The organism is Jeongeupia chitinilytica (assembly GCF_014652315.1).
Classification (GTDB): Bacteria; Pseudomonadota; Gammaproteobacteria; order Burkholderiales; family Chitinibacteraceae; genus Jeongeupia; species Jeongeupia chitinilytica.
Genome location: NZ_BMYO01000005.1, coordinates 301939 through 325599 on the forward strand (window position 1 = coordinate 301939; position 23661 = coordinate 325599).

The window sequence follows — 23661 nt, forward strand, 5'->3', positions numbered from 1 at the left end:
TGAATGCTTCAGGAATATGCCGGTGCCGTCGTCCTCGAGGTCGACGGCAAGGAAGTCGAGGTCATCGACGTCAGCATCAACACCCGTACCGGCCGCAAGCTGGTCAAGACCATGAACAAAACCGGCCGCGCCAAGGGCTTTGCCAAGGGCATCGCCGAGTACGACCTGTCGGTGACCGTGGCGATCCCGCTGACCGGCGACCTCGACTGGGAAGCGATCGAGGGCGCCAAGCTGACGATCTATCCGCTCAGCCCCGGTGGCCAGCGCGAAAGCTATCTCGACTGCTTCAGCACCGAAATCGGTGACAAGTACAGCGTCGACAACGAAGCGCGCCGCGATCTCAAGCTGCAGGCGCTGCGCAAGGTGAAGGAGTAAGTCATGACTGAACAAGATTCGCTGCTTTATGGCGTGGAATACCCGCCGGAATCGGGCCAGTTGCACTACGACTTCGAGCTGCGGCTGCCGGTGATCGGCGACAACATCGCCGCGATCGAGGCGCAGGGCGTTTCGACCAACCTACGCCTCAACGTCGCAATGATGGCGCGCGGCTTGGTCAAACTGGGCGACATTCCGCCTGAAGAAATCACCTACGAGCTGCTCGAAAAAGGTCTCGTTGACGATGATTTCGACGTGCTGGCCGAAGCGCGGGAGAAGCTCAAAAAAAAGCGGATGCGGCCGAAGCCCAGCTTGCCGATTTCCGGCTTGCCGTCGTCGCCCTCGGCAAGCATGGCATCCCCGAATCCCGCGTCCTCGAACTGAACGCGGCGCAGTTTGAGGGCTATCTCGCCGCCATCCACCGCCTGAACGGCGGCAAGCCCAGGCCGGGTGGTGGCGAGCGGCGCCAGATCAAATCACAGCGCAAGAAGAAGCCCCGCTAATGGCCCGAAATCCCGAAGTAGCCCTGACGCTCAAGGCGCGTGATGAAGCGTCCCGCACCGTTGCACGGGTCATGCAGGACACCGAGCGGAATACCCAGCGTGCCGAAAAAGCCGTGGTCGGCTTGTCACGCGAAAGCCAGCGCATGGCGGGGGCGCGCGAACAGCTCGGTGTGCGTGCCGAGCGGGCGATCCAGCGCGAAATCAAACTGACCGAGGCCGCCTACAAGCGGCTGGCCAGCAGCGGGACGCTGTCGGCCAACGAGCAGTCGCGTGCCTACGAGGCGATGCGTCGTCATGTATCCGAATTGCGCCGCGAGATGGGCGGCGTCAGCCAGGCGCAGCGCGGCATGCTGGCCGGTGCCAAACAGCTCAGGGGCGCTGCTGCTGGCGTCGTCGGTGTCGCGGCAGGCACCGCCGTGGTGGCCAGCCCGGTCCTCCGTGTGGCCAGCTACGACATGCGCCTGGCGCAGATGTCGAATACCGCGTTCAACGACAAGGAAGTCAACGGCCGCACCCTGTCGACGGACGAGCAGCTGCAGCGTCGTCGCGATGGCAAGTCGCAACTGGAAGGCTATGTCCGCGCGGCAACAGTCGAAGGTGGCACGCGCGACGACAACCTCGCCGCGCTCGACAAGCTGATCGCACGGGGGATTTTCTCGCCGGAGCAGGCCGGTCAGTTGCTGCCGATGATCAGCAAGGCCGCGACCGCTGCCGGCTCGTCCTCGGAAGAAATGACCGGGGTGGCCATGTCGGCGGTGCAGAACGCCAAGATCCCCGTCGACCAGATCCCGAAGGCGCTGGGTATGGCGCTGCGCGCTGGCCAACTGGGCGGTTTCGAGCTGAAGGACATGGCGTCGTGGCTGCCGAAGATGCTGGCCATGGGCGGATTGTCCGGTCTGCGTGGCACCGATGGTTTGGCCTCGGTGTTGTCGGCCAGCCAACTGGCTGTGACGGCTGCAGGCAGTAACGACGAGGCCGGCAACAACGTCGTCAACTTCCTGCAGAAGATCACCTCGGCCGACACGGCCCAGGACTTCAAGAAGCTGAGCGCCCGCACGATGGGCACCAAGCAGAAAGGCGAAGCCGGCATCGATCTGTACGGCACACTGGCCAAAGCCCGCGAGGAGGGCACGGACCCGGTAGAGGCATTCACGCGCCTGGTGCGCAAAGTCGCCGAGAGCGACAAGGAATTTTCCCGGCTGCAGCGCCTGGCCAGCGCGGCCAAGGACGACAAGGAAAAATCGGCCATGTACGGCAGCATGGCCGAGATCCTGCAGGCGCGGGGCGTCGGCAAAACGATCCAGGACCGGCAGGCGATGCTTGCGCTGCTGCCGATGCTGTTCGACCCGAAAGCCTACAAGGACATGAAAGCGTCGATCCTGCTGGGCGGAGAGCAGGATGTCGACGTCAACCAGCGCTTCATCAAGGAACAGGCCGGGTTCAAGTTCCAGCAGACCCAGAACACCTGGGAACAGGGCCAGTACGACGCCCTAGGCAAATTCGGCAACGCCGTTGGCGACATCGCCGGCAAGCTGGCCGAGTACGGTAACGCCTATCCGGGCCTGACCGCATCGCTGACCGGCGCGACGACGGCGGTGACGGCCTTGGCTGCGGCCGCCGGTGCTGCCGCCATTCCGATGCTGCTGATGGGACGCGGTGGCGTGCCCGGTATGCCAGGTGGTGCGCCCGGCATGGCGCCCGCAGCGGCTGGCCCGGCTGCGCGTGCCGGCATGGTGGCCGGGGCGCTTGGCATCGCAACGGCAGCCACGGCCGTGGCCAACTTCAACACCGACGAAGAACTGGATGAGTTGAAGAACGGCGACGCCAGGATGAAGGCGTTGCAAGAGCAATACTCGCCGGAGGTGATCAAGGCGGCACGCAAGCGCTATCAGCCCTGGTATCAGTTCGGCGATGGTTACGCCGCCGAGAACGAGCAGTGGATCAAGCAATATCAGGCTGACGAAGCCAGAACCAAGCAGCTGTCGCCGCTCGTGACACAGCGCAACGCGCCCAGCAGTGCGGCACCGATTCCGCAGTCGGATATGGTCCAGAACGCCATCAACGCATCGACCAAGCTGGATATGGCTGCCGTCGCGATGCAGCAGACCTTCAGCCAGCCGATCCCGATCAAGGTCACCGTCGACGTACAGAACGGCAATATCGTTGCCGCCGTCAACGCGGCCAACGCCCAAGACGCCCGGAGGCGCTGATGGCCTGGAAAGATAACCTGCTCGATGCCTCGTTCCGTGGTGTGACTTTCGATTGCTTGCGCACGCAGGATGCTGTCGAACGCGGCTACGAAAGCCACGAATATGCCTACCTCGACGGCGCCGACATCGAGGACCTCGGCCGCAAGGCCCGCCGCATAACCCTGTCGGCTGTGTTCTACGGCAACGACTATGAGACGCGGCTGCAGGCTTTCGTCCAGGTGCTCGATCAGGCCGGTGCCGGCGAACTGATCCACCCGGTGTTCGGCAGCATCAAGGCCGCTCAACTGGTCAGCTACCAGTTGGGCCACGATGCCGAGTCGCCGGACTTCTGCACGGTCGAGCTGACCTTCGTCGAGGCGACGCCTGGCAATCCGTTTTTCGTGCAGCAGTTGCCCGTTCAACAAGCCGAGGCCGTTAAACAGGTCGCCGAAGCTGCCCAATTTAACGGAATCGAAGCCTTTGCCAGCGCGATCGACAGCCTCAGCGATGCCAAGGGCAATCTATCGCGCCTGAACGCCTTGCGCGAAGTGATGGCGGGGACGCTGGGGGCGATGCGCAGCCAGGTGCAGGGCATGGCCGGTGGCACGCTCGACCTGATCGACTACCCGCGCTCGTTCGCCGCTGATGTGATGGGCTTGGTCAGCGGCATGGCTGACTTGCGCGGCTTCGACGTCGGCGTCATCCAGTCGGACTGGAAAAGCCTGGTCGGCCAATTCGGCGACCTCGTGCAGTTGCCAGGCCGGGTGACGGCAGGCGCTACCACCGCGACGGATTACTCGTCCGGCGGTTCGGGTTCAGCTCCGGGCGGCGACGGCGGCAGCGTGGTTGGCGTCAAACCGATTTCGGCACAGCCGGCCGACGTCGCACTGGTGACAACACTGGTCCAGGTCGCGGTGGCCACCACGCTGGCCGAGACCGCGAGCGACATCCTGATTCAGGAAGCCGAGCAACCGACACTGGCGCCGCAGGAGATCGAGCAGATCACCAACGACGTGCGCGACAACGTCCAGCAGGCGATCGATACGCACCGCGAGCAGTTCGACATCGAGGCCGCCCGGCCCGTGACCGAGGCGCTCAAGGACACGGCGCTGGGCGTGCAGGAGGCCGCGATCGCGGTGATCGATGCCAGACCGCCGCTGACCCAGCGCACCGTCGAGGCGCCCGGCAATTTGCACCTGGTCGCATTCCGCTGGTACGGCGATTACACCCGCGCCCAGGAACTGGCCCGGCTCAATCCCAAACTGATCAACCCCAACGCCCTGAAGGCCGGAGACGTGCTGTATGCCTACGCCCGATAACACGGTCAGCCTGCTGATCGGTGGCAAGGTGCACAGCACCTGGACCAGCTACGAGATCGACTCGGATCTGTTGATCCCGGCCGATGCCTGGCGTGTTGGCCTCGGTCTGCCCAAGGGCGAATTCCCGCCGGCCGTGGCCGAAGGGGCCGCAGTCCAGGTGCGCATCGGGCGCGACACCGTACTGACCGGGCGCATCGACGACATCAGTGATGCGATCGACAAGAACGGACATTCGCTGTCAATCAGCGGTCGCGATGGTGCGGCCGTGCTGACCGACTGCTCGTCGCCGATCTTCACCGCCAAACAGGTCACACTGGCCGAGGTCGTGGCGAACGTGGTCAAGCCGCTTGGCATCACCAAGGCCCGTATCGATGCCGACAAAACGTCAGCACGCGAGAAGGTCAACGTAGAGCCTGGCGATACTGCCTGGGACACCTTGGTGCACGCGGCTGAAGCGAACGGGCTGTGGCCGTGGTTCGACCCGGACGGGACGCTGGTGATCGGTGGTCCGGACTACAGCAAGCCACCGGTGGCCACGCTGATCGTGCGTCGTGACGGCAAGGGCAACAACGTCGAGCGCCTGAGCCGGACGCGTAGCATGGCCGAGCGTTACTCGGAGATCACTGTGCTTGGCCAGGCACACGGCACCGCCGTGGAAAACGGCCGGCATGCGATCAAGGCCAGCGTGCGCGATCCGGCCGTGGCCACGCATCGGCCGCGTATTGTGGTCGACCATGACGCCGAGAACATCGATGCCGCTCGTGCCAGGGCGCGCAAGCTGCTGTCCGATTCTCGCCTGCGGGGCTTCACCTTGAGCGCCGAGGTGAAGGGGCACCGCACTAGCGACGGCGTGCTGTGGCAACCCGGCCAGCGCATCCACGTCATCAGCGAGCCGCACGAGATCGATGCCGTGTTCTTCCTGATGGCCCGCAAGTTCCGTGGTGGCCGTGACCAAGGGACGAAAACAGAGCTGACGCTGAAGGAGGACGGCGTTTGGGTGCTCGATGCCCACCCGCACAAGCGGGCCAAAAAGCGTGCGAAGGGTCGCACCAAGGGCGGTGACGTGCTGGAAATCGTCGATGTGGGCTGACGTCGACAAGCGCATCCGCCGTGCTATGGCAGGTGTACGCCAGGCATTTCGTGGGGTTATCACCCGCGTCAACAGCGGCCCGGCCGTGCAGCTCGCACAAGTCGACGGCTTGGCCGGCGAGCGCCTGCAGGACAACGAGGTTTTCCAGCACTATGGTCTGACGAGCAATCCACCGCCCGGCAGTATGGCCGTGATTCTGCCGGTCGGCGGCAAAACCAGTCACGGCATCGTGATTGCCACGGAGCATGGAAGCTACCGATTGCAGTCGCTCAAGCCGGGGGAGGTGGCCTTGTACACGGATGAAGGGGCCAAGATCGTGATGAAGCGCGGACGCCTGATAGAAACTGACTGTGACGTTTTCAAGGTCAACTGCAAGAGCTGGGAAGTAAACGCCAGTGACAAGGCGGACTTCAATACGCCGATGCTCACTGCCAGCCAACAGGTGACAGCTGGGGCGCAGATCAACGGCAACGGCGGTATGGCGATCAAGGGCGGGAGTGGCGCGCACGTTGAGGGTGGATTGACTACAACTCAAGACGTGGTCGCAGGTGGTACTAGCCTGATGCACCACACGCATCGTGGTGACTCCGGGGGCGTAACAGGGCCGCCAGAGTGATCTCGTTAATCCAGCTCATGTGTGGCATCAACACTGGGGGTTAATCTATGAGTCAAGCATCACCTGGAGAGGAATGGCAGACGTTGTGCGAGGAACACCGTGCAGCACGTAAAGCGCAACTTGCGGCCTTCACGTCCGTCAATGCCAAGTTTCTGGCTATTGGTGCCGGAACATCAACCGCAAACCCTACCCAAGATGAATCGATAGCGCTTGAAGCTGCATGGGAAAGGTTGCAGGACGTGCGGGCAAGAATGACGGCGTTTGTTAAAGCCCAAGTGGCCTAGCTTTTAGATAGGACTGAAGGCCGTCAGCTGATTGGCCGTAGCGACATGCCCCGACAATTCGGGGCATGGACGCTTTAATCGACCCGAAAACCGGTGACTACGCCGGTACCCGCACCGAGACGCTGGCCAATGCCGTGTACCTGCGGCTGATGACGCCCCTCGGCGCTTGGTGGGCTGACCGCTCCCTTGGGTCCCGACTGCACGAGCTGCAGCGCGAGAAGGATGTCAGCCGCGTGGCCATGCTGGCCCGCCAATACAGCGAGCAAGCTCTTGCACCGCTGACCCAAGACGGCCGTGCGAATCGAGTCAGCGTGACCACGGCACGCACGCAGCCAGGCTGGCTTGCACTCCAGATCGAAGTCGAAGACGCCAGCGGCCGCATCCAGCATTTCCAGCATCCGGTGCGGGTGGCCTGATGCCGTTCCTCGTCCCCACCTTCGCCCAGATCCGCGACGACCTGCTGCGCGACCTGAAGAATCAACTGCCCGAGGCCGACACTGGCCTGGACAGCGACTACTTCGTCCGTGCCTCCTCGGTGGCCAGCGCGGTCGAAGGGCTTTACCAGCACCAGGCATGGATCGTCCGGCAGATTTTCCCGGACACGGCGGACCGCGCGTATCTGGAGCTGCATGCGCGCGTGCGAAGGCTGAACCGCAAGCCGGCCGTGGCGGCCCAAGGGCAATTGCGCGTGACCGGTACGCCGGGCAGCGCCATCCCGGTGGGCACGAGTGCCAAGCGAAGTGACCAGACCTACATCACGACACAAGCTGCCGTGATCGATGCGAGCGGCGTGGTGAATGTCAGCGTTGCGGCCGTCGTGGCGGGACTCCAGGGCAACGCGCCGACCAACTCGGTGGCTGAACTGACTGCGGCTCCATCGGGCGTCACCAGCCAGGCTGCCCTAGTCACGATGACCGGCGGCGTCGACGAGGAAAGCGACAGTGAGCTGCTCGCGCGCCTGCTCGAACTGATCCGTCGGCCTCCGGCAGGTGGCAACAAGTACGATTTCCGGCGCTGGGCGTTGGCCGTGCCAGGCGTGACCAATGCCTATGTCTATCCGCTGCGTCGGGGCGTTGGCACTGTCGACGTGGTGATCACGGCAGCGGGCGGGCTTCCGGCGCCAGACACGATCACCGCCGCGCAAGCCTACATTGACGACGTCCGGCCGGTGACAGCCAAGAACGCGGCGGTCATTGCTCCGACGATCAAGACGGTGCCCGTCACCGTGGCAGTGACGCCCATGCCGGGCTACACCGTCGCCACGCTCACGCCGGCAATCACGGCCGCCGTGACGGGCTTTTTCGACGGCATCGCTCCTGGTGATCAGTTGATCAAATCCAAGCTTGAGGCGCTGATTTCCGATCTGCCCGGTGTTGCTGATCGACAGGTCAGTGCCCCGGCCTCCAATGTGACCGCAGTGATCGATGCGGCGAAGGTCGAGTGGCTGCGAGTCGGCGCGATCACCGTGGGGCTGCTGTGATGGCCGCGCACGCCGGACTGCTGGCGTTGCTGCTGCCGCCGGTGAGCTACGCGCCGACCGGGTCACGAATTGCCGCAGAGCAAGCGGCCGAAGGCGCGCGACTTGATGCCGTCCAAGACTCGGCCACTCGCGTTGCCGGGGGTGTGACCGTGTTCGATGCCCGAACGCTGCTAACCGACTGGGAGCGTGTCTGCGGGATCACAGCGCCGGCCGGCGCCGGTTATCAGCAACGTCAGCAGGCCGTGCTCGCCAAGCTGGCCGAGACCGGCGGGCTATCGATCCCGTACTTCATCCGCTTGGCTGCCGGCCTCGGCTACACGATCACGATTACCGAGCCGCAGCCGTTTCGTGCCGGAACCAGCCGCGCAGGCGAAACGCTGTTTCACGGTGATGCGATCTGGTGCTGGCGTGTCAACGTCAGTGGCGGCAGCAACGGCTTGCCGTATCGATTTCGGGCAGGCCAATCGGGTGCGGGTGAGCGCTTGCTGGCATTCGGTGATCCAGTGCTTGAGACGATTTTCAATGACCTGAAGCCGGCGTGGACCTACGTCGATTTCGCCTACTTGGGGAGCTGAGATGCTGCCGATTCAAACACCCGACAGCCTCTTCCACGACGGTAATCCGTCTACTGCGACGCTGGGGACGCCGGTCACTGCTGATTGGCTCAATGCGGTCTACGCCGAGATCATGGCGCCTGCTGTGGCGATAGGAATTCCGGCTTCGTCGTCCAATGACAATCTGTGGCAGGCGTTGCTCCAGAAGTACTCCAAGTACGCGCTGCTTACTGGTGCCAACTTCATTGGCTCCGTGTCTGGGCCGACGCCTACGGCTGGCGACGCGAGTACAAAGCTGGCCACAACCGAGTTTGTATCTGCGCGGATAGGCTCCGCCGGCAGCGTCAACTTCCGTAACCGGATCATCAACGGCAATTTCGACTTCTGGCAGCGCGGCACGACATCCGCCCCTGTAACCTCGTCCAGTTATCTGGCTGACCGTTTCCTGGCCTACGTCCTAGGCTCAACAGTCACGCCCAGCCAACAGGCATTTCCCCCCGGTCAGACCGAAGTTCCGGGAGAGCCGACCTTCTTCCATCGCGCCGTTGTCGCCTCAGTTGCAGGCGCAAACAACTTCGTAACCATTCAGCAGCGCATCGAAAACGTCCGCACACTGGCCGGTAAACCGGTGACGCTGAGCTTCTACGCCAAGGCAGATTCGGCCAAAAACATTGGTGTTGAGCTGTACCAATCCTTCGGGTCGAGCGGGTCTGCGCAGGCCAGCGGGCTGGTAAAACAACAAGTCGCGCTCACGACGGCATGGAAGCGGTTCACGGTTTCGGGGGTGCTGCCAACGATGTCCGGAAAATCCATCTCCGGCGGGAATGACTACCTGTCTGTCGTCTTGTGGCTGGATGCCGGTGTTACGAGTGCAGATCGATCGTCGAATATCGGTCAGCAATCCGGCACGTTCGACATTGCCCAAGTGCAGCTTGAGGAAGGTTCGGTCGCGACGCCATTCGAGCAACGACCTGCACCAGTCGAGTTGGCGATGTGCCAGCGGTATTACGAGAAGAGCTTCCGAATTAATGTAGCCCCTGGCGTCGCTAGTATCGGCGACATCAGCACTGGTTCTGGCGCTGGCGTTCCAGCGCTGTATTTCCCGGGCAACTCCACAAGATTCGCAGTAACAAAACGAGAAACGCCAGCCAAAACGGTAATCAATCACGTAACAGGGGCTTTAGGGTCTATCCGGTCAGGGTCTGTCGATTACCCCGGTACTGCTCTAGCTGATGGCGGGCCGGGCTCCATTTTTGTTCAGTTTTCATCCGCGCAAAACATCCCGCAAACACAAGTCATCTATTACGGATGGACTGCCGATGCTGAACTTTGATCCGAACGGGAGCCGATCATGACTGCATACAAACTTACCCAAAACACGGACGTAGTCATCCGACTTGAAGACGGAACCAGCATCCCTCGCGGCCATCGCTGGTGGGACGACTACGAAGCATGGATCGCCGAAGGCAATACGCCCGAAATGGCAGTTGGGCTTGATTCGCTGCGGGATCAAGCGCTCGCCACGCTGCCCGGCTGGGAGCTTACCGAACGGGCCGCCAGCCTCGATCATGCCAGCCATCGCTGGCGCACCACGCCAGAGGCACTGCAGGACATTCGCGACGCGCTGCTCGCCGGCATCGTTCCCGGCAACGTCTGGGTGGATGCCGATCGCGCTGCGGTGCCGACGACGCTGGCGCAGCTTCAGCAGCTATGGGCCGCCTGCGTGACCCGCGGTGCCGAGATCTACCAGCGCCGCCTTGCGATGGAATCCGACATTGCGACGATGACCCGAGAACAGCTTGAATCGTTCGTGCCGGGCTGGCCAGCACAGTAAACAAGACAGTGACCGGGTGGGTGCGCTAACACCCACCCGGACAGCTGACCCGCAGTCGTAGCCTGCAAGCCAACCCAAGACTGCCGCCTTCGGCCGAAAGCGCCGGCAGTTTAGCGGTTTATTTGGCACTTGCAGAATGAAATCTAACGCGCACGAAATCCGCTGCGGCCATTGCGGCCGCAAACTGGCCGAAGGCCAATACACCCTCCTCACCATCAAGTGCCCACGTTGTCGGGCCTTGAATCATCTGAAGGCCGAGAGCCTCACACCAGTGCGCCAGCGAGCGCCCACACCAGGAGCGAATCATGGACGCGAGTCCGATCATTCCCTGGCTGGGCGGCAAACGTCGCCTGGCTGAAAAGCTGTTCCCGCTTTTTCCGCCGCATGAGTGCTACGTCGAACCGTTCGCCGGTGGCGCGGCGCTGTTCTTCATGCGGCCAGTACCGGCCAAGACCGAGGTGCTCAACGACATCAACGGCGAACTGGTGAATCTATATCGGGTGGTGCAGCACCACCTGGACGAATTCGTTCGGCAACTCGGCTGGATGCCCAGCGCCCGTCAGGTGTTCAAGTGGGAGCAGGAGAAGGCACCGGAGACGCTGACTGACATCCAGCGTGCGGTTCGTTTCTATTACCTGCAACAGCATTCGTTCGGCGGCAAGGTGCAGGGGCAAACCTTCGGCACGGCAACGACCGCGCCAACCACCAACCTGTGCCGCGTCGAGGACAACTTGCGCGCCGCCTACCGGCGCTTGGCCGGTGTCTACATCGAGCACCTGTCGTGGCAGGACGTCGTCCAGCGCTACGACCGTGCCCATACCTTTATCTATTGCGATCCACCGTACTGGGAGACCGAGGGTTACGGCGTGCCGTGGGACTTCGACAACTATCTCCAGATGGCCGAGTTCATGCGGACCTGCAAAGGCAAGGTCATGGTCAGCATCAACGACCACCCGGCGATCCGCGAGGTATTCGACGGATTCTGGATGGAAGGACTGGATATCAAGTACAGCACCGGCAACACACACGGCGCGCCACAGACCAGCCGTGAGCTGGTGATCTGCAACTGGGGGCCGACTATGATGGGCGGTTTGTTTTAGTCAAAAAGGAGGGGATATGCGGAAACCAACGGTATTCGAGTTTGGCGTTGGTGCCTCGTTGTTATGGATCGTAGGCGGAGTGCTGCTGGCGTGCTCTTCGCTGGCAACACGTCCCGTGACGCTGGATGGATGGGGGAACGTGCTTGCAGGCTTTTTCTCCCCCGTTGCGTTCCTTTGGTTGGTGCTTGGTTACATCCAGCAAGGCCAGGAGTTGAGGCAGAACAGCGAGGCACTGAGGTTGCAAGCCGAAGAGCTGCGGAACACCGTTGAGCAGCAGCGGATTATGTCCGAGACCCAGCAACAACAGCTTTTGCATGAGCAGCAGCAGGCAGAACTGGCTGCGCGAGAAAAACGTGCGGCATCGAGGCCAAATTTTCAAATTCGTTTCATCAGCGGCTCAGGCGATAACTCTGGTTTTTATGCCGATTTCACGATCGTGAACCGAGGTTCTGGCGCAGCTGAGGTAAGGGTGTCGACCGATGTGCCTGGGATCGACGCGCAGCCCCCGAGATTCGCTTTCGTTGGCACAGACGATACGCGCGATCTTCGATTTCGTTCGACGACTGGCCGCCATGCCTTCAGTTTGATCCTCAGTTACATAGCTGCCGATGGTGTAGAGGGCGAGCAGCGTCTGCAAGTCTCCAAAGAGGTGTTCATATACCAAGAAGAGGCAGCAACCTACCACGGGCCGACCTAAGCGCCGTGCCAAAACATTCGTGAATCCAGGGAAGGGGGGGGCGTGACAAAAGTGGTGCCAATCGGTGCCAAAAATCTCGCGGCGCTACAGGTGATGGGGCACCAGCTGGCCACCATGGGCGGTACGGCTTGCAACAGCCGGTCCCTCCCTGTGATCGGGCAAATCTTCTAATCAATTGAATTTGAAGGTGTTTTGTTGCTGGCACGCGAATTGCGATGCATGACCCGGTTTGTCACTCACGCGCTCCCCGAACGAGGGAGTCGCAGCATCCGATTCATGCTTCAGGGAGCCACTACAAGATGCAACATCCCCGTCAACGCAAACTGGCCGTGCTGATGGCACTCGGCTTTGCCGGCGCGTTTTCCGCACCGGTCCACGCCCAGGACACCACGAGCAGCGCCAAAAACCCCGATGGCGTCGAGCTGTCGTCGGTCGTCGTCACCGCGCTGCGGCGCGAGCAGGGCATTCAGGACGTGCCGGTCGCGGTGACCGCGCTCGGCGGTGCCGAAATCCGCAATGACGAACTGCGCACCGTCAACGACATCACCCGCTACGTGCCCAACTTCAACGGTCAGTCGACCGAGGGACGCGAGCGGCCGCGCTGGTTCCTGCGCGGTGTCGGCAGCAACGATCCGTCGCCGACCTCGCTGAGCCCGATCGGCTTCTATCTCGACGACGTCTACCTGAACAACGTCTTCGGCCAGGGCGTGCCGCTGTTCGACCTCGACCGGGTCGAGGTGCTGCGCGGTCCGCAAGGCACGCTGTGGGGCAAGAACACCATCGGCGGCGCGATCAACGTGCTGTCGAAAAAACCGGGTTTCGATACCGACGGCTACGCCAAGCTCGGTTTCGGCAACAACCGCAGCAACGTGTTCGAAGGTGCCGTCGGTACCCCGCTGGTCGACGAACGACTGGCGGCGCGCGTCTCGGTCTACCACGAGCAGGGCGACAGTTCGATCACCAACGACTACACCGGCGAGCAGTTCGGCAGCTTCAAGGACAACGCGGTGCGGGCGCAGCTGCTGGCGCTGACGTCGGACGATTCCGACCTGCTGCTGAACGTGCATGCACGCAAGTACACCGGTGCGGGCAACCCGTGGCGCAGCACCGGGATCTTCAACGGCAAGGATCTGTACGGCTTCAAGGCGTCGTCCGATGTCGACCACGTGGCGCTGAACGCGCAGTCGGGCGACGAAATCGAAACCCGCGGCGCGGCGCTGACCGGGCACTGGGCGCTGCCGCAGGGAATCACGCTGACGTCGATCACCGGTTACGAGCGCGTCGACCGCGAGTTCTTCGGCGACAACGACGCGTCGCCGAACGAGGTCGCGCGCGGTCACAGCAATCTGGGCTCCGGCCAGTGGTCGCAGGAATTCCGGCTGACCTCGTCGCCGAAGCAGACGCTGACGTGGATCGCCGGCCTGCATCTGTTCGGCGAAAACCTCGGCTCGGATGCGCAGACCGGCACGCTGGCCAATGGCCCGAAAGGTGCCGCGGGCACGGCCTACCAGCGGACCTGGTTCAATCAGGATACCGACAGCCAGGCAATCTTCGGTAGCGCGACGTACAACGTGACCGACCGCTTCAACGTGACCGCCGGCCTGCGCTGGACGCGCGAGCGCAAGCAGATCGACCTGCACGGCGTGACGGCCAAGCCGGGTATCGCGCTTGGCGATTCGGGCAACTGGTGGCAGCAGGGCAGCAACGGCCTGCCGGTGACGCTGTCGCAGCAGCAGGACAACACCTGGTCGGCGCCGACGTGGGACTTCTCGCCCGAGTACCGCCTCAGTGACGACGCGCTGGTGTTTGCACGCATCGCCCGCGGCTTCCGTTCCGGCGGCTACAACACCGGCGCCGACAGTGATGCGTCGTTCAATACCGTCGACCCGGAATACCTGACCGAGTACTCGATCGGCTTCAAGAGCGCATGGTTCGACAAACGGCTGATCTTCAACGCCACAGCGTTCCATTACGACTACAAGGACATTCAGGTGTTTGCGCTGGCGCCGTCGGCACTGGGTACCGGCGACAGCGTCGCAACCCTGTCGAACGCCGGCAAGGGCCGGGCCGACGGGCTCGAACTCGAGTTCAAGGGCCAGCCGACCCGTGCGCTGAGCCTGTACACCAACCTCGGCTTCCTGCGCACCAAGTACACCGAGTTCGACAACGTGCCTTGGGCGGTCGGCAACTCGTTTGCCCGTGCGCCGAAGACCACGGCCGGCTTCGGTGGCGACTACCGCGTGCCGCTGGGTGACGGCGCCATCTCGCTGGGCGGCGACCTGATCTACCGCGCCAAGGAGTACTTCAGCGCCACGCGTCAGACCGATCCGAACCTGTGGCAGGACGGCTATACGCTGATCAACGCGCGCTTGGCCTACTTCGCGCTCGGCGACAAGTACAGCGTCACGCTGTGGGGCAACAACCTGTCCGACAAGCAGTACAAGAAGCTCGGCCTCGTGCCGTCCTACGGCGCCTACCAGTCGCTGTGGGGTGACGAGCGCACCTTCGGCCTGACCTTCACCGGCAAGCTCTGAACCGCGTCGCCGCCGGGCCGTCATGGCCCGGCGGGCGCGGACCGATCTCCGCGGCCGGCAACCGGCCGCTGCATGGAACTCCCCATGAAAATCCTCCTGTTGGCATTGGCGCTTGCCGGTGCCGCGCATGCCGGCCCGTGGTCGGCGCTCGATGCCGATATCGAACGGATCGATCCGCAAGTCGTCGCCTGGCGGCACGACATCCACCGGCATCCGGAGCTGGGCAACCGCGAGTTCCGCACCGCTGCGCTGGTTGCCGATGCGCTGCGGCCGCTCGGCTACGCGGTGACAACCGGTGTCGCCGGCACCGGCGTGGTTGCGGTGCTGCGCGGCGACCATCCCGGGCCGACCGTGGCCCTGCGTGCAGAACTCGATGCGCTGCCGGTGACCGAGCCGGCAGGCCTGCCTTTCGCCTCGACCGCGCGCAGCACCTGGAGTGGCCGCGACGTCGGCGTGATGCACGCCTGCGGCCACGACGCGCATGTGGCGATGGCGCTCGGCGTCGCCACCCTGCTGGCGCAACGGCGCACGCAACTGCACGGGACGGTCAAGCTGGTGTTCCAGCCGGCCGAGGAAGGCCCGCCCGACGGCGAGGAGGGCGGCGCGGCACTGATGATCAAGCAGGGCGTGCTGGCCGATCCGAAGCCGGACGTCTTCTTCGGCCTGCACGTCGGCCCGGGGCCGTCGGGCAGCGTGTCGCTGAGTCGCGAGCGCGTCACCGCCGGTTCGGACACCTTCGTCACCCGCATCATCGGCCGGCAGACGCATGCGGCGTTTCCGTGGGCGGGGATCGATCCGGTGACGCTGGCGGCGCAGGTGGTACTGGCGTGGCAGACGATTCCGAGCCGGCAGTCGGACCTGCAGGCGCAGGCCGCGCCGGTGATCAGTGTCGGCCGGATCGACGGCGGCGTGCGCCAGAACATCATTCCCGAAGCCGTGACGCTGGAAGGCACCGTGCGCACGGTCTCGCCAGCGCAGCGCGAGGCGGTGCTGGCGCGGCTGCAGCAGACGGCCGGCAGCATTGCGGCCAGTGCCGGCGGGCGGGCCGAAACGCGGATCACCGAAGGCTATCCGTCCGGCCACAACGACCCGGCGCTGGTCGATCGCTACCTGCCGGTGCTGCGCACGCTGGCGCCGGATGGCCGGGTGACGTTGGGGGCGGGCAGCTATGCCGCCGACGACTTCGCCTATTTCTCCCGCGCCGTGCCGGCGCTGTTCGTCGGGCTTGGGGTCACCCCGCCGGGCATCGCGGCCGGCCGCGCCGCGCCGAACCATTCGCCGGATTTCGTCGTCGACGACGCGGCGCTGCGGGTCGGTGTGCGCGTGCTTGCCGGGCTGATGCTTGACACCCTCAGGGCTGGTGGTGAGTGAGGTGGTGATGCACCACCACCCCGTCACCAGCTGGTTGTCGCGTGTGCAGCAGCATCCGGCTTGGGTGGGGTTGCTGGTCCGGTCATGACTTGAAAATTTCCTTTTAAAACATTGGTGTGTGGCGGTTTTCGTGTGCTGGCACGGTTGCTGCTAATTACTGGTTCAAAGCCCCATGGGCGATCACTCATCACAAGGATCCACGATGTCCCTCGATTTCCTCTGGCGCCTGCCGCAGCACGGTGACGGCCGTCGCGCCCACGATCTGCACACTCGCGGCGAATGGAATCGCCAGACCGGTTCGCGCGTTGCGCCGAAGGTCGACAACGACGATTTCGGCTACATCGACTATCTGGCGCAGGTGGCGCGCGCCGCCGAGATCAACGGCTTCCACGGCGCGCTGATCCCGATCTTCCGCATGACCGAGGAGCCGTGGGTCGTGGCAGCGGCACTGGCGCGCGAAACCCGCCGCCTTCGGTTGCTGATCGCGCTGCAACCGCATTTCATCCAGCCCGCGTACGCGGCGCAGATGTCGGCCAGCCTGCAGCGCATTTCGCGCGGCCGGGTCGAGTGGAACGTCATCAGCGGCGGTGATCCGGTTGCACAGCGCGGCTACGGCGATTTCAGCGCCCACGACGAGCGCTATGCGCGCACCGAGGAATTCCTCGACGTCGTCCGCGGCGTGAGTGCCGGCGCGCCGTTCGATTACGACGGCAAACACTATCGCGTCGAAGGCGGCGGCCTGCTGCATCCGCTGGATGCCCAGCCGGTGCCGCAAATCTATCTGGCCGGCGCCAGCGACGCGGCGATGCGCGTGGCCGGCAAGCATGGCGACATCCACCTGACCTGGGGCGAGCCGCTGGCGAAGCAGCAGGAAGTGATCGACAAGACCCGCCGCACGCTCGACGCGCTCGGCATCGAACGCGAAATCCGCTTCGGCATGCGCATCGACGTGCTGGCGCGCGAAACCGAGGAGCAGGCATGGGCCGAGCTGCGGCAGATGCATGCCACGGTGAGCGATACGACGCGCGGCTTCGGCTTCGGTGGCCAGCGCGGCAAGTCCGAATCGGTCGGCGCTGCGCGGCAGCAGGCGCTGCACGGCGGCAGCCAGCAGTTCGACGACCTGATCGTCGGTCCCAACATCTGGGCCGGCATGTCGCAGATCCGCGGCGGCCCCGGTTGCGTGCTGGTCGGCAGCCACGAGCAGGTGGCCGAGCGGCTGGCCGAGTACGTCGACATCGGCGTCAGTTCCTTCATCCTCGCCAGCAATCCGCACCTCGAAGAAGCGTACCGCGTCGGCGAGGAAGTGCTGCCGCTGGTGGCACAGGCGGCCCGCCGCAGCGTGGCGCCGACACCGCTGGCCGAAGTGGCCTAGGGGGAGACGATGAGCATCGACACACTCTGGTACACCCGCTGCCCGGTGCCGACACCGCTGGGCATCGCCTTCCAGCAGGGCTGGCTGCAGCAGGCCTTCAGACCCGACGGCATCACCGTGCGCTCGCTGCAGGAAACCGGCGACCCCGCGCTGCGCGAATCGCATTTCGATCACACGCTGGCGCACTCGTTCCGCCAGGGCGGCAACATCCCGGCGATCTGGGCCCGTGCGCGCGGTGCGACCACGCGGGTGATCGGCCTGTCGTGGACCGACGAGTTCCAGGGCATCGTCACGCTGCCGGGCAGCGGGATCGCGGACATCGCCGGGTTGCGCGGCCGGCGGCTGGGGCTGCCGAAACACGAAATCAGCATCGATTTCACGCGTGCCGCCGCGCTCAAGGGTTACGAGAGTGCGCTGGCCCTCGAAGCGATCGGCCTGCATGAGGTCGAGCTGGTCGACCTGCGCGATCCTCCACCGAATGAAGCGGGCGACCAGCCTGTGTATCCGAGCCCCTTTGGCGGCAGCCGGCGCCACGGTTATCTGAACGAGGTACAGGCGCTGCTGCGCGGTGACGTCGATGCGGTCTTCGTCAAGGGCGTGCTCGGCCTGCAGACCGTGCACATGCTGGGCGCGCATGTCGTCACCGACCTCGGCCGACACCCGGACCCGCTGGTGCGCAACGGCAACGGCACGCCGCGCACGCTGACGGTCGACCAGGCGCTGATCGATGCCCGGCCGGATCTGGTTGCACGCTTCCTCGACCAGGTGGTCGCCGCCGGTCACTGGGCTGCTGCACACCCGGACGACGCGGTCGCCTACATCGGCCGCGAAACCGACGCGTCGGACGAGTGGGTGCGCTATGCCTACGGCCGCAGCGTACACACGCAGCTGCAGACCGATCTGGCCGCGACGTCGATCGCCGGGCTGAAAACCTTCAAGGATTTCCTGCTACGGCACGGCTTCCTCGCGGCCGACGTCGACATCGATGCCTGGATCGACCCGGCGCCGCTGGCCGCGCTGGCCGAACACGCGCGTCGGATTTCCGCATGACCGGGAGAACGCCATGACCAGTGCCGAACTGGCGACCGGCTGGGGCCGTGCCCCGCGTCGCGCTGCGCAACGGAATGCCGCACTGCGACCGGCACCGGCGGTTCACCGGGTGGCCCCGGCAACGGTCGTGCTGCCCGACGAACCGGCCGCGCCGTACAGGATCTGGCTGACGCTGGCGCTGCTGGTTGCCGCCGTGCACTGGGGCGGCGCAGCGCTGCTGTCCGGGCAGAAAGCGCCGCCGCCGGCCATCGTGCCGGCCAAGGTGCCGCCGATCCGGATCGAGCTGGCCAAACCGCTGCCGCAGGCCGCCAAGCCGCTCCCGCAGCCGGCCAAACCGCCGGTGCCGCGTCCGCCGGTGCCTCAGGCCAGGCCGCAACCCCAGGTGGCAAAAGCCGCGGTGGTCACGCCGCAAGCTCGCCCGGTTGCCGTGCCGAACACGACGGCCGCTGCGCCTGCAGCCGATACGGTTGCCGTCAGCCGCGAGCCGGCACCGGCTGCCGCGCCCGCTGCAGCCGCCGAGACCGTTACCGAAGCCAACGGCTCGACCGCTTATTTGCACAACCCGGCACCCGATTACCCGCCGATGGCGATGAGCCAGGGTTGGGAAGAGAAGGTGCTGCTGCGGGTCTTCGTACTCGCCAACGGCAGCGCCGACCGCATCGAGATCAAGCAGTCGAGCGGCCGGAAGATGCTCGACGAGGCCGCGATCAAGGCCGTGAAACGCTGGGCCTTCGTACCCGGCAAGCGCGGCAGCGCACCGGTCGACAGCTGGGCCATCGTTCCCATCGAATTCAAACTCGCCAACTAGAGGTAAATCATGTCCGAATTCCTGACCACCCTGATCGTCGACGGCACCCTGTGGGCGCTGGGCGTGTTTTCGGTGCTGACCTGGTCGCTGATCCTGATCAAGGGCTGGCAGCACTGGCGTATCGCGCAGCAGGACCGCCGTTACGGCAAGGCGTTCTGGGCCGCCGCCAGCCTTGAGCAGGCTGCCGCACTCGATGACGCGACCGGCCCGCAGGCCCGGCTGGCGGCAAGCGGCTTTGCCGCGCTGCGTGGTAGCGATGGCACCGTGCACGATCTCGAACACAGCTGGGACCGGCAGGAGCTGCTCGAACGGCATCTGCGCCAGCAGATCCACAAGGAGCGCCGTTCGCTCGAAAGCGGACTGGCGGTGCTGGCGTCGATCGGCTCCACTGCGCCGTTCGTGGGCCTGTTCGGCACCGTGTTCGGCATCATCCATGCGCTGAGCGCGATCAGTCACGCGGCATCGGCCAGCATCGACGTCGTTGCCGGCCCGATCGGCGAGGCGCTGATCGCCACCGGCGTCGGCATTGCCGTCGCCGTGCCGGCGGTGCTGGCCTACAACTTCTTCCTGCGCCGCCTCAAGTTGGCCGGCGCCGACTTCGACGATTTCGCGACCGACTTCGTCAACCTCGCGCAGCAGAACGGCTTCCGCATCCGCCCGGCGGCCAACTCACCGACGGTGGTGCGCGGCGTGGCGTTCAAGGAGGTCGCAGCCTGATGGCCATCTCGACCTCCAGCCAGGGCGACGAAGTCCTCAGCGAAATGAACATCACGCCGCTGGTCGACGTGATGCTGGTGCTGCTCGTCGCCTTCATCGTCACCGCGCCGCTGCTGAACAACGCGGTCCACATCAACCTGCCCAAGACCGCGGCCACCGCCGCGCCGGCACCGGAAAAAGCCGTCACGGTCAGCATCGATGAACAGCAGCGCGTGTTCATCGACAAGCGCGAAGTGAAGGCCGAATCACTCGAAACCGAGCTGGCCGCGCTCAAGCGCGGCACTGCCGACATCAGCCTGAACCTGCAGGCCGACGAGGGCGTGGCCTACCGCCACGTCGCCAAGGCGATGGCCAGCATCGAGCGCGCCGGCATTACTCGGTTGTCGGTGCTGACCCAGCCGGGCAGCTGATCTCCTGACGGATACACCATGACGACCTCCACGACTTCCTCTCCCGATACGCTCTGGTTCACCCGCTGCCCGGTGCCGACACCGCTCGGTATCGCCGCCCATCTGGGCTGGCTCGACGACGCCTTCGCCGGTGAGCCGGTCCGCGTCCGGTCGATGCAGCAGGCCGGCGCCGATGCCGTCCGGCATGCGCATGTCGATCACTCGCTGGCCAATGCCTTCCGTCAGGGGGGCAGCATTCCGGCGATCTGGGCGCGCGCCGCCGGCGCCGACACCCGCGTGATCGGGCTGAGCTGGATCGACGAATCGCAGGTGCTGCTGGCGCTGCCGCAGGCCGGCATCCGCGACATCGCCGACCTCAAGGGCAAACGCATCGGCCTGCCGCTGCGCGCCGGCGAGCGCATCGACATTTTCCGGGCCGCCGCGCTGCGCGGCTTTGCCAGCGCGCTGTCGCTCGCCGGGCTGACGCTGGCCGACGTCGAGCTGGTCGATGTGCCGGTGAGCACCACGCCGATCGACGCCGAGCCGTTGCGCGCGCACTTCGCCAACCCGGGCAGCGTGACCAGCCGGTCGCTGTATGCGGCCGAGGGCAGGGCGCTGGTGCGCGGCGAGGTCGACGCGATCTACGCCAAGGGCTCGCTAGGCCTCGAAACTGCGCAGCTGCTCGGTGCGCGGGTGATCACCGACATCGGCTTCCATCCCGATCCGGCCATCCGCATCAACAACGGCTCGCCACGGCCGATCACCGTCAGCGCGGCGCTGCTGGCCGAGCGGCCGGATCTGGTCGACCGATTCCTGACCCGTGTGGTCGACGTCGACGGCTGGGCAAGGGTGAACCGCAAGCAGGTGCATTACGAACTCGGGCGCGAAACGAGCTCGACCGAGCCGTGGCTGCGGCTGGCGTACGGCGACGAGGTGCACCAGCGCTTCGGCACCGGCCTGCAGGCCGAGGCCATTGCTGCGCTGGGGCAGTTCAAGGATTTCCTGCTGGCGCACGGCTTCCTGCCGGGCGACCTCGACATCGACCAGTGGATCGATCCGGCGCCGCTGCAGCGTGTGCTGAACCGGACCGCCCGAACCCAATTGACGGACAAGACATGAAACGCAAACCGCTGTTGACCGCCGCACTGTCGGCACTGCTCGCCCTGCTGCCGGCCTTGGCGTCTGCCGCCGATGCGGTGCGCGAGGTCCGCATTTCGACGATTTCCTACGCCACCGGCGGAAAGACCAGTTACTCGGGCGTATCCGGGCTGATCGCGCAGCAGGGCGATCTGGAAAAAGCGCTGGCCAAGCGCGGCGTCAAGCTGACATGGGTGCCGGTGTCGACCGCAGCAGTCGGGCCGCAGATCAACGAGGCCTTTGCCAACCGGCGGATCGATTTCGCCGGTTACGGTGACTTGCCCTCGGTGATCGCCAATGCCTCGGGCATCAGGACCAAGCTGCTGGTGCCGGGCGGCACGTCGACGACGTATCTGGTCGTGCCGGCCAACTCCACCGCCAGGTCGATCACCGACCTCAAGGGCAAGCGCATCGCGCTGCACCGTGGCCGGCCGTGGGAGTTTCCGTTCCTGCAGCTGGCGCAGGCCAACCGGCTCGGGCAGAACGACTTCAAGCTGGTGAACCTGAACCCGCAGGCCGGCGCAGCGGCGCTCAGCTCGGGTAGCGTCGATGCGTTCTTCACGCTGTCGGACGCGTGGCTGCTGGTCGACAAGGGTGTCGGCAAGATCATCTGGAACTCGAAGCAGTCGCCGGAAAGCTGGCAGATGCGCGCCGAGCTGTGGGGCGCCAGCGAGTTCGTTGCCGCCAATCCAGCCATCTCCCAGCTCGTCGTCGACGCGTACGTGAAGGCGGCGCACTGGGCGTCGCTGGAGCAGAACCGCGATGCCTATCTCCGGCTGCAGTCGGCATCGGGCCTGCCCGAAAGCGTGCTCCGGCGTGATTACGACGGCGATGCGACCGCATGGAAGCAGCGCGCCTCGCCGCTATTCACCGATGCGCTCGCCGCGCATTACCGCGACGTGGCGCGCTACGCCAAGGGCGCGAAGCTGACCGGCAGCGATGTCGACATGCCGGCGACGTTCGAGCCGCGCTTCGTCGACGCTGCGCTCAAGTCGCTCGGGCTGACGCAGTTCTGGACCGATACGAAAGTGGCCCGCCAATGAATGCCGCCCGCGACGCCGGTGCATCGCCGCGCGGTTTCCTGCTGCACTTCGTGCTGCTGGCGATGCTCAGCGGCGCGACCATCGGCACGGCCAAGCTGGTGACGACGTTCTATGCGCTGCATCTGGGCGCCGATGCGGCGCAGGTCGGCCTGATCTCGGCAATGGAATCGCTGGGCATGGTGCTGGTGACGGTGCCGGCGGGCTTCCTGATCGCCCGCTTCGGCGCGCGGCGCGTGTATTTCATTGCCAGCCTCGGACCGCTGCTGCTGAACCTGCTGATTCCGTTCACCAGCATCTGGTACGCGATCGCGCTGACGCAGCTGCTGATCGGCCTGTGCATTCCGTTCCGGATCGTCTCGATGAACAGCGCCTTTCTCGAACACCTGAAGCACGCCGGCAGCAACCGGGCCGGCTGGTACCGGGCGGCACTGGTCGTCGGCATCGGCCTGTGTGGCCCGCTGGCGGCCGATCTGCTCGGCGCGCGGCTCGGTCATGTCGGCATTTTCGCCGTCGTCGCCGCGAGCTTTGCCGTCATGGCGATGTACGGCCATACCTTCCTGCCGGAAGCGCGGCCTTCGGTGGAGGCGCCGGCCGGGATGATTGCCGGTTTGCGCGACATGCTCCGCAGCCCGGAGATCGGCAACAGCTGCCTGATCGAAGTGCTGGCCGGGGCGACCAATGCGCTTTACGGCACCTTCATCGTCGTCGTGGCGATCCAGTCGCTGCACATGAGCAAGGCCGAGGCGCTGCAGCTGGTGATGGTGCAGGGCGCGGCATCGGTGCTCTGGTTGCTGGGGCTGGGCCGGGTGGTCGAGACGCTGGGTGCAAGGCGGGTATATCCGGCCAGTATCATCGCGGCGAGTGCCGGGCTGGCCTTGCTGGGGTTGGGGAGTGGCTTCGTGTCGCTGGCGATTGGCGCGGTGCTGATGAGCCTGGGGGCGGCGATGATCCACCTGCTGAACATGGGGCAGCTCAGTCGTCACCGGATGGACAAAAGCCGCATTTCCGGCCTGTTCAATCTGGCGTCGATGGCCGGGGCGTTTGCCGGCGCAATGGCCGGCAGCGTACTGAACCGCTGGTTGCCGATGCAGCAGGTGTTCCTTGCCTGGATTCCGCTGGTGCTGCTGACGGCGGTGGCGTGCCGCCTGCATGCCGGCCGCCATGCGGTGCGGGTCCGGCTGAATGCGGCGGGAGCCTGA

General features: G+C 65.0%; 24 protein-coding genes. All 24 read left to right on the plus strand.

The window, feature by feature from the left end; all coding sequences use genetic code 11:
- Positions 1 to 3: 3 nt before the first annotated feature.
- The 24 genes from IE097_RS11270 (at position 4) to IE097_RS11385 (ending at position 23661) form a co-directional block, all read left to right on the plus strand.
- Positions 4 to 375 carry a phage tail protein gene (locus IE097_RS11270; protein WP_189460747.1) on the plus strand — a complete coding sequence of 124 codons (372 nt, stop codon included), beginning with the start codon at positions 4 to 6 and terminating at the stop codon, positions 373 to 375.
- 3 nt (positions 376 to 378) lie between these two features.
- Positions 379 to 759, plus strand: coding sequence for a hypothetical protein (locus IE097_RS11275; RefSeq protein ID WP_189460749.1), 381 nt, complete (start codon positions 379 to 381; stop codon positions 757 to 759).
- Positions 760 to 877: 118 nt separating this feature from the next.
- Positions 878 to 3088 carry a phage tail tape measure protein gene (locus IE097_RS11280; RefSeq protein ID WP_189460751.1) on the plus strand — a complete coding sequence of 737 codons (2211 nt, stop codon included), beginning with the start codon at positions 878 to 880 and terminating at the stop codon, positions 3086 to 3088.
- Positions 3088 to 4386: a DNA circularization protein gene (locus IE097_RS11285; RefSeq protein ID WP_189460753.1), complete on the plus strand. Its 1299-nt coding sequence runs from the start codon at positions 3088 to 3090 to the stop codon at positions 4384 to 4386. Before IE097_RS11280 ends, IE097_RS11285 begins: the two co-directional genes overlap by 1 nt.
- On the plus strand, positions 4370 to 5476 hold the full coding sequence (locus IE097_RS11290; protein ID WP_189460755.1) for a phage baseplate assembly protein: 1107 nt from the start codon (positions 4370 to 4372) through the stop codon (positions 5474 to 5476). The genes IE097_RS11285 and IE097_RS11290 overlap by 17 nt, the downstream gene beginning before the upstream one ends.
- Positions 5466 to 6092: a phage baseplate assembly protein V gene (locus tag IE097_RS11295; RefSeq protein WP_189460757.1), complete on the plus strand. Its 627-nt coding sequence runs from the start codon at positions 5466 to 5468 to the stop codon at positions 6090 to 6092. Before IE097_RS11290 ends, IE097_RS11295 begins: the two co-directional genes overlap by 11 nt.
- 349 nt (positions 6093 to 6441) lie before the next feature.
- Positions 6442 to 6792, plus strand: coding sequence for a phage GP46 family protein (locus tag IE097_RS11300; RefSeq protein WP_189460759.1), 351 nt, complete (start codon positions 6442 to 6444; stop codon positions 6790 to 6792).
- The gene (locus tag IE097_RS11305) at positions 6792 to 7856 is read left to right on the plus strand and encodes a baseplate J/gp47 family protein (RefSeq protein WP_189460761.1); all 1065 of its coding nucleotides are present in this window, start codon (positions 6792 to 6794) and stop codon (positions 7854 to 7856) included. Before IE097_RS11300 ends, IE097_RS11305 begins: the two co-directional genes overlap by 1 nt.
- The gene (locus IE097_RS11310) at positions 7856 to 8431 is read left to right on the plus strand and encodes a YmfQ family protein (protein WP_189460762.1); all 576 of its coding nucleotides are present in this window, start codon (positions 7856 to 7858) and stop codon (positions 8429 to 8431) included. The genes IE097_RS11305 and IE097_RS11310 overlap by 1 nt, the downstream gene beginning before the upstream one ends.
- Before the next feature lies 1 nt (position 8432).
- The gene (locus tag IE097_RS11315; RefSeq protein WP_189460764.1) at positions 8433 to 9743 is read left to right on the plus strand and encodes a hypothetical protein; all 1311 of its coding nucleotides are present in this window, start codon (positions 8433 to 8435) and stop codon (positions 9741 to 9743) included.
- 18 nt (positions 9744 to 9761) lie between these two features.
- The gene (locus IE097_RS11320; protein ID WP_189460766.1) at positions 9762 to 10244 is read left to right on the plus strand and encodes a DUF4376 domain-containing protein; all 483 of its coding nucleotides are present in this window, start codon (positions 9762 to 9764) and stop codon (positions 10242 to 10244) included.
- Positions 10245 to 10380: 136 nt separating this feature from the next.
- Entirely contained in the window at positions 10381 to 10602 is a 222-nt protein-coding gene (locus IE097_RS11325; RefSeq protein ID WP_189460767.1) for a Com family DNA-binding transcriptional regulator, read from the plus strand.
- Positions 10550 to 11344 carry a DNA adenine methylase gene (locus tag IE097_RS11330; protein ID WP_189460769.1) on the plus strand — a complete coding sequence of 265 codons (795 nt, stop codon included), beginning with the start codon at positions 10550 to 10552 and terminating at the stop codon, positions 11342 to 11344. Before IE097_RS11325 ends, IE097_RS11330 begins: the two co-directional genes overlap by 53 nt.
- A 16-nt stretch (positions 11345 to 11360) precedes the next feature.
- Entirely contained in the window at positions 11361 to 12041 is a 681-nt protein-coding gene (locus IE097_RS11335; protein WP_189460771.1) for a hypothetical protein, read from the plus strand.
- Positions 12042 to 12340: 299 nt separating this feature from the next.
- Positions 12341 to 14575: a TonB-dependent receptor gene (locus tag IE097_RS11340; RefSeq protein WP_229797547.1), complete on the plus strand. Its 2235-nt coding sequence runs from the start codon at positions 12341 to 12343 to the stop codon at positions 14573 to 14575.
- 84 nt (positions 14576 to 14659) lie between these two features.
- Complete coding sequence (locus tag IE097_RS11345; RefSeq protein ID WP_229797548.1) at positions 14660 to 15946, plus strand: amidohydrolase; 1287 nt, start codon at positions 14660 to 14662, stop codon at positions 15944 to 15946.
- 202 nt (positions 15947 to 16148) lie between these two features.
- Positions 16149 to 17318, plus strand: coding sequence for an LLM class flavin-dependent oxidoreductase (locus tag IE097_RS11350; RefSeq protein WP_189460774.1), 1170 nt, complete (start codon positions 16149 to 16151; stop codon positions 17316 to 17318).
- A 9-nt stretch (positions 17319 to 17327) separates the two neighbouring features.
- A complete protein-coding gene (locus IE097_RS11355) occupies positions 17328 to 18368 on the plus strand; it encodes an ABC transporter substrate-binding protein (RefSeq protein ID WP_189460776.1) in 1041 nt (346 codons plus the stop codon).
- Between the two features lie 13 nt (positions 18369 to 18381).
- Positions 18382 to 19176 carry an energy transducer TonB gene (locus tag IE097_RS19320; protein WP_229797549.1) on the plus strand — a complete coding sequence of 265 codons (795 nt, stop codon included), beginning with the start codon at positions 18382 to 18384 and terminating at the stop codon, positions 19174 to 19176.
- A 9-nt stretch (positions 19177 to 19185) separates the two neighbouring features.
- On the plus strand, positions 19186 to 19893 hold the full coding sequence (locus tag IE097_RS19480) for a MotA/TolQ/ExbB proton channel family protein (RefSeq protein WP_189460778.1): 708 nt from the start codon (positions 19186 to 19188) through the stop codon (positions 19891 to 19893).
- Complete coding sequence (locus IE097_RS11370) at positions 19893 to 20303, plus strand: ExbD/TolR family protein (RefSeq protein WP_189460779.1); 411 nt, start codon at positions 19893 to 19895, stop codon at positions 20301 to 20303. The genes IE097_RS19480 and IE097_RS11370 overlap by 1 nt, the downstream gene beginning before the upstream one ends.
- A gap of 18 nt (positions 20304 to 20321) precedes the next feature.
- A complete protein-coding gene (locus IE097_RS11375) occupies positions 20322 to 21401 on the plus strand; it encodes an aliphatic sulfonate ABC transporter substrate-binding protein (RefSeq protein ID WP_189460780.1) in 1080 nt (359 codons plus the stop codon).
- Positions 21398 to 22462 carry a PhnD/SsuA/transferrin family substrate-binding protein gene (locus tag IE097_RS11380; RefSeq protein WP_189460782.1) on the plus strand — a complete coding sequence of 355 codons (1065 nt, stop codon included), beginning with the start codon at positions 21398 to 21400 and terminating at the stop codon, positions 22460 to 22462. Before IE097_RS11375 ends, IE097_RS11380 begins: the two co-directional genes overlap by 4 nt.
- Positions 22459 to 23661 carry an MFS transporter gene (locus IE097_RS11385; RefSeq protein ID WP_189460783.1) on the plus strand — a complete coding sequence of 401 codons (1203 nt, stop codon included), beginning with the start codon at positions 22459 to 22461 and terminating at the stop codon, positions 23659 to 23661. Before IE097_RS11380 ends, IE097_RS11385 begins: the two co-directional genes overlap by 4 nt.